The following is a 6,056-nucleotide window of genomic DNA, read 5'->3' on the forward strand; positions in this document are numbered from 1 at the left end:
TTCCTCTCTGTAGATGGCATAAACCAAAGCCTAGTCAGCACTTTGGTATCACGCCATCTGAGAGCGGCGACAACCGAATGGTTCCCGCCAACGCATGATTTACGCTTCGTCGATCAGGGCTTGGACTTTGCTGATTTGCGCTTTCAGCGTAGCCATGTCGGCACAGCGCAGGTTGGCGTGGCCCACTTTACGGCCCACTTTGAAGGCTTTGCCGTAGTGATGCAGGTGGCAATCGGCAATCGCTGTGACCTTCTCAACGGGTGGCACAGTGCCGATAAAGTTGAGCATGGCGCTTTCGCCCACCTTGGCCGTCGAACCCAGCGGCAGGCCCGCAATGGCGCGCAGGTGGTTTTCGAACTGGCTGCACTCGGCACCTTCGGTAGTCCAGTGCCCGGAGTTATGAACACGCGGCGCGATTTCGTTGGCCTTGAGGCCACCGTCGACCTCGAAGAACTCAAAGGCCATTACCCCGACATAATCCAGCTGCTTGAGCACGCGGCTGGAGTAGTCTTCAGCAAGCGATTGCAGCGGGTGAGCCGTGCTGGCAACCGACAGCTTGAGGATGCCGCTGTCGTGGGTGTTGTGCACCAACGGGTAGAAGCGGGTTTCGCCATCACGGCCGCGCACCGCGATCAGCGACACCTCACCCGTAAACGGCACAAAGCCTTCCAACAGGCAGGCAACGCTGCCCAGCTCAGCAAACGTGCCCTCGACATCCGCCGGGGTGCGCAATACTTTCTGGCCCTTGCCGTCGTAGCCCAGGGTGCGGGTTTTCAGCACGGCCGGCAGACCGATACTGGCCACCGCTGCGTCCAGATCCGCCTGGGACTGGATGTCAGCGAAGGCCGGCGTCGGAATGCCCAGGTCCTTGAACATGCTTTTTTCGAACCAGCGGTCACGAGCAATGCGCAGCGCTTCGGCACTCGGGTAAACCGGGACGAATTGCGACAGGAACGCCACGGTCTCAGCCGGAACGCTCTCGAATTCGAACGTCACCAGATCCACTTCATCAGCCAATTGGCGCAAGTGGTCGGGGTCGCTGTAATCCGCTCGCAAATGTTCGCCCAATGAAGCCGCACAGGCATCCGGAGCCGGGTCAAGGAAAGCGAAATTCATGCCCAGCGGGGTGCCCGCCAGGGCCAGCATGCGGCCTAACTGGCCGCCACCGATAACACCGATTTTCATCGTCATAAACCTCAGGCTACGCGCGGGTCTGGATTGTCCAGCACGCTGTCTGTCTGTTCAGCACGGAAGGCTTTTAATACGGTATGAAACTGTGGGTGCTTGGCCCCCAGAATGCTGGCCGACAGCAGCGCGGCGTTGATTGCACCCGCCTTGCCAATGGCCAGGGTGGCCACCGGAATGCCCGCAGGCATTTGCACAATCGACAGCAGCGAGTCGACACCCGACAGCATGGCCGACTGAACGGGTACACCGAGTACCGGCAAATGGGTTTTGGCTGCACACATGCCTGGCAAGTGAGCGGCACCACCGGCACCCGCAATAATGACTTCAATCCCGCGGCCTTCAGCCTCTTCGGCATACTGGAACAGCAGGTCCGGAGTACGGTGGGCAGAGACCACTTTAACTTCGTAAGGAATGCCGAGTTTTTCCAGCATATCGGCGGTGTGGCTGAGGGTGGACCAATCGGACTTGGAGCCCATGATCACGCCTACCAATGCACTCATCGTCGCGCCTCTTCTCTTGGGCGCCCGCAGGCGCGTCAAAAAACAACAAGCCACGTGGAGGATCCGACGTGGCTTGTTATAGAAATTAAGGCCGGTCATGCCAGCCGAAGGCCGCGCAGTATACCGCAAAGAGGGGGTTTGACAGCACCTTTGGCGACCATCTGTCTGCCGCGTGAACGACAGCCAATACGCCCTGTTTTATTGACCTTCAGGTCAACCCCTCAGCGGTCACCACTACGCCCGTAAATCTCCTTGTGCGTCGGCCACACACCGCGTTGAAAAGAACTACAAAACGCAACGAATCCGTGCCGCTGCGTACCACAAGGGCACGCCTTTAATCTTTAACGTCGCCAGTCTACAGGCGATACGTATCCGGCCACTCACCCTTCAACCCTTGTCGCTCAATCTTGCGAGAAACCCTATGAATCCGATCAATCTCAACCTGTTCATTCATGACACGGTCTCTGACACCACTAACCAGAACCTTCAACCCCGGCAACTTGATCACTTTGTTCAAGAGCTGAGCAACGTCAGCGGCCGTCAGGTCAACGTCAATTTTCACGAGTATGTGCCCGGTGTCACGGACTTCGATTACAAGGGCACGGACCCAGGCGCGAAAGTGAATGCCTGGAATACCGCTGCCAACCAACACAACAGGCAGATTGGCATCCCCGACTACCAGACCGACCGTAACGTGCTGGTGATTGATGGTTACATGACCGGCTCCGTCGCGGGTGCAGCACCGTCGGGGGCAAATCCCGGCAATTCAGTCATCGCGTCCACTGTTGACGACACCACCCTGGCTCACGAAGTGGGCCACACGTTTGGCGCAAAACACTCAGGTATCCTGCAATCTCCGGATCCAGCCAGGCCCGGCAGTGTTTGCTCAAGTTACATGGCCACCGGCGATGACGTCGGTACCTGCAACCTGCTGCGTTACAGCACAATCAACCAGGAGCGCATTCAAGGCTTCCTGAGCAAGCTTGATTAGTAGCCGGTTTCGCGGCTTTGCCCTCAACAGGCAAGGCCGTGAGGGCTCACGGTCTATTCCGTGTGAGTACCACTCTCCAACTTGCGCCACAGCAACCGGACGTTGGCTTTACGCACCAGCGCACAGCGGTATAAGCGAATTTCAAGCGGTACATGCCATTGCGGACCACCACAGATCACCAACTCGCCCCGCTCAAGCTCGGCCCGCGCACTTAACCGGGGAACCCAGGCGATACCCAGCCCTTCCAGCGCCATGCTTTTAAGGCTGTCGGCCATTGCGGTTTCATAAATCGTGGTAAACCGCAGACTGCGCTGGCGCAGCAGCAAGTTAACCGAGCGACCCAAAAACGCGCCGGCGCTGTAGGCCAGCAAGGGGACGCTGGCATCTCCCTCCAGATCAAACAGCGGCTGGCCTTCAGCGTCGGCAGCACACACCGGCAACATTTCAGTATTGCCCAAGTGCAAGGACGGGAAAATCTCCGGGTCCATCTGCAACGCGGCATCGGGATCATAAAAAGCCAGCATCAAATCGCAGCCACCTTCACGCAAGGCATGTACCGCGTCTCCGACATTAGTCGCAACCAGCCGTGTTGCGATGTTTAGCCCCTCATTGCGCAATTGTGCAATCCAGCGCGGGAAAAAACCCAACGCCAGGGAGTGAGCAGCGGCCACTTGCATGACTTCGCCTTGCCCACCTTCGAGGTGATGCAAGTGACGCAATACCTCGCCCAACTGTTCGACAACAGTGCGCGCCGTCACCAAGAACAGTTGGCCGGCCGCAGTCAACTCCACCGGGGTGCGGGAACGATTCACCAAGGTCAGCCCAAGGGCGGCTTCGAGGCTACGAATACGCCGGCTGAAGGCAGGCTGCGTCACAAAACGGCGCTCCGCTGCCTGCGAAAAACTCCGGGTTGCGGCCAGTGCACTGAAGTCTTCCAGCCATTTACTTTCGAGATTCATAGGTCCTCCCGGACGCGCACCAAATTGGGTCACACGTTCGACGCGCCTCTCGCGTCACACCCCCATTATGCCGTTTCTGCATAGGTTAGTGTTTAAAGGCATTGGCCCAAAATTTCACGCAGGCCTAGGATTCGCAGCGTTCCGGCCCAGACCGGGTCCATATCGAGATGATTTCTATCATGTCCTCCGCTGCATCATTCCGCACAGAAAACGACCTGCTTGGCACCCTCGACGTACCAGCTCAAGCGTATTACGGCATCCAGACCCTGCGAGCGGTGAATAACTTCCGCCTCTCGGGCGTTCCGATTTCGCATTACCCGAAACTGGTTGTAGGCCTGGCAATGGTCAAACAGGCCGCCGCAGACGCTAACCGCGAGCTGGGCCATCTGAGTGAAGCCAAGCACGCCGCCATCAGCGAAGCGTGTTCACGGTTGATCCGCGGTGATTTCCACGAAGAGTTCGTGGTCGACATGATTCAAGGCGGTGCGGGCACGTCCACCAACATGAACGCCAACGAAGTGATCGCCAACATTGCGCTCGAAGCAATGGGCCATCAGAAAGGCGAGTACCAGTACCTTCACCCCAACGACGACGTCAACATGGCGCAGTCGACCAACGATGCTTACCCGACCGCGATTCGCCTGGGTCTGCTGCTGGGTCACGACGCACTGCTGACCAGCCTCGACAGCCTGATTCAGGCCTTTGCGGCCAAGGGCGCAGAGTTCAACCACGTCCTGAAGATGGGCCGTACCCAACTGCAAGACGCCGTGCCGATGACCCTGGGTCAAGAATTCCGTGCTTTCGCCACCACCATGGGCGAAGACCTGGCACGTCTGAAGACGCTGGCCCCGGAACTGCTGACTGAAGTGAACCTGGGCGGCACCGCGATTGGCACTGGCATCAACGCCGACCCACGCTACCAACACTTGGCCGTCACTCGCCTGGCCACCATCAGTGGTCATCCGCTGGTACCAGCCGCCGACTTGATCGAAGCCACGTCCGACATGGGTGCCTTCGTGTTGTTCTCGGGCATGCTCAAGCGTACAGCGGTCAAACTGTCGAAGATCTGTAACGACTTGCGCCTGCTGTCCAGCGGCCCACGCACCGGCATCAACGAAATCAACCTGCCAGCGCGCCAGCCAGGCAGCTCGATCATGCCCGGCAAGGTCAACCCGGTGATTCCGGAAGCCGTCAACCAGGTGGCGTTTCAAGTCATCGGTAACGACTTGGCCCTGACCATGGCAGCCGAAGGCGGCCAACTGCAACTGAACGTGATGGAGCCGCTGATCGCTTTCAAGATCCTCGACTCGATCCGTCTGCTGCAACGCGCCATGGACATGCTGCGCGAGCACTGCATCGTCGGCATCACCGCCAACGAAGCGCGCTGCCGCGAACTGGTCGAACACTCGATCGGTCTGGTCACCGCACTGAACCCGTACATCGGCTACAAAAACGCCACCCGCATCGCCCGTATCGCGCTTGAAAGCGGCCGCGGCGTGCTGGAACTGGTGCGCGAAGAAGGTCTGCTCGACGACGCCATGCTCGCCGACATCCTGCGCCCGGAAAACATGATTGCTCCGCGTCTGGTGCCTCTGAAGGCCTGATCCGACGCGTTACTTGTAGCACCGCTCACCAGGTCGAGGGACTAGACACCTCTCACCTTTTGAGGGCTTGGGGATCATTCTCCAAGCCCTTTTTTTTAACTATTTGAAAGGACAATCGTCTTCTGTGGGAGCAATCCCGCAAAAGCCCCGACGCCGGTAACGTCGGGTGTTTCAAAGCTTCGTTTCGTCGCTTGCACCACAACCGTGCAGACGGGCGCCGCACTGATCGGTATAGTGCCGCCCCTCTTCGCGTGAGCGGTCGTCGGTAACGAGGCCATAACCCATGCGAAACCCGAACTAATAACAAACCCGCGAAATGGACCGGGACGAAACCTTCGCCTCACCTGTTGTGCCGCGCGCAAACCGGTGTAACGCGATGTTTCTGAACATCCAGCATTTGCTTACACAAAAAACAGCGAGGAAAAATCCATGCTCGAAGTCATCAACGACTTCCTCTCAGGGAAAGTACTGATCGTGCTCATTGTCGGGCTCGGTAGCTACTTCACGATTCGCTCGCGTTTCGTTCAATTGCGCCACTTCTTCCACATGTTCGCGGTGTTCCGCGACAGCCTGAAAAGCAGCGGCGGGCAACTCAGCTCGTTCCAGGCCCTGATGCTCAGCCTCGCCGGCCGTGTCGGCGCAGGCAACATCGCCGGTGTCGGCATCGCCGTGACCCTCGGTGGGCCGGGTGCGGTGTTCTGGATGTGGGTGACCGCACTGGTCGGCATGTCCAGCAGCTTCTTCGAATGCACCCTGGCGCAGGTCTACAAGCGCGCCGAAGGTGACGGTCTGTACCGTGGTGGCCCGGCCTACT

6 protein-coding genes are annotated in these 6,056 nt (G+C 58.7%); 3 read left to right on the forward strand and 3 right to left on the reverse strand.

Annotation, left to right across the window (positions count from 1 at the left end):
* Window positions 1-99: 99 nt before the first annotated feature.
* Both Q1W15_RS21415 and purE read right to left on the reverse strand, forming a co-directional pair.
* Complete coding sequence (locus Q1W15_RS21415) at window positions 100-1,185, reverse strand: 5-(carboxyamino)imidazole ribonucleotide synthase (RefSeq protein ID WP_300732085.1); 1,086 nt, start codon at window positions 1,183-1,185, stop codon at window positions 100-102.
* A gap of 11 nt (window positions 1,186-1,196) precedes the next feature.
* The gene (gene purE, locus Q1W15_RS21420) at window positions 1,197-1,688 is read right to left on the reverse strand and encodes a 5-(carboxyamino)imidazole ribonucleotide mutase (protein WP_016782937.1); all 492 of its coding nucleotides are present in this window, start codon (window positions 1,686-1,688) and stop codon (window positions 1,197-1,199) included.
* Between the two features lie 421 nt (window positions 1,689-2,109).
* Here purE and Q1W15_RS21425 point away from each other — a divergent pair, with 421 nt between their 5' ends.
* Window positions 2,110-2,679: a M12 family metallo-peptidase gene (locus Q1W15_RS21425; protein ID WP_300732091.1), complete on the forward strand. Its 570-nt coding sequence runs from the start codon at window positions 2,110-2,112 to the stop codon at window positions 2,677-2,679.
* Between the two features lie 53 nt (window positions 2,680-2,732).
* On the opposite strand, the gene Q1W15_RS21430 is transcribed toward Q1W15_RS21425, so the two are convergent.
* Window positions 2,733-3,638, reverse strand: coding sequence for a LysR substrate-binding domain-containing protein (locus Q1W15_RS21430; RefSeq protein WP_300732094.1), 906 nt, complete (start codon window positions 3,636-3,638; stop codon window positions 2,733-2,735).
* 179 nt (window positions 3,639-3,817) lie between these two features.
* Here Q1W15_RS21430 and aspA point away from each other — a divergent pair, with 179 nt between their 5' ends.
* Together aspA and Q1W15_RS21440 are read left to right on the forward strand one after the other, a co-directional pair.
* Complete coding sequence (gene aspA, locus Q1W15_RS21435) at window positions 3,818-5,242, forward strand: aspartate ammonia-lyase (RefSeq protein ID WP_300732097.1); 1,425 nt, start codon at window positions 3,818-3,820, stop codon at window positions 5,240-5,242.
* Window positions 5,243-5,671: 429 nt separating this feature from the next.
* Window positions 5,672-6,056: alanine:cation symporter family protein (locus Q1W15_RS21440; protein ID WP_300732100.1), on the forward strand; the 385-nt coding region annotated here is incomplete at its 3' end.

This window comes from Pseudomonas sp. (assembly GCF_030150285.1).
Classification (GTDB): Bacteria; Pseudomonadota; Gammaproteobacteria; order Pseudomonadales; family Pseudomonadaceae; genus Aquipseudomonas.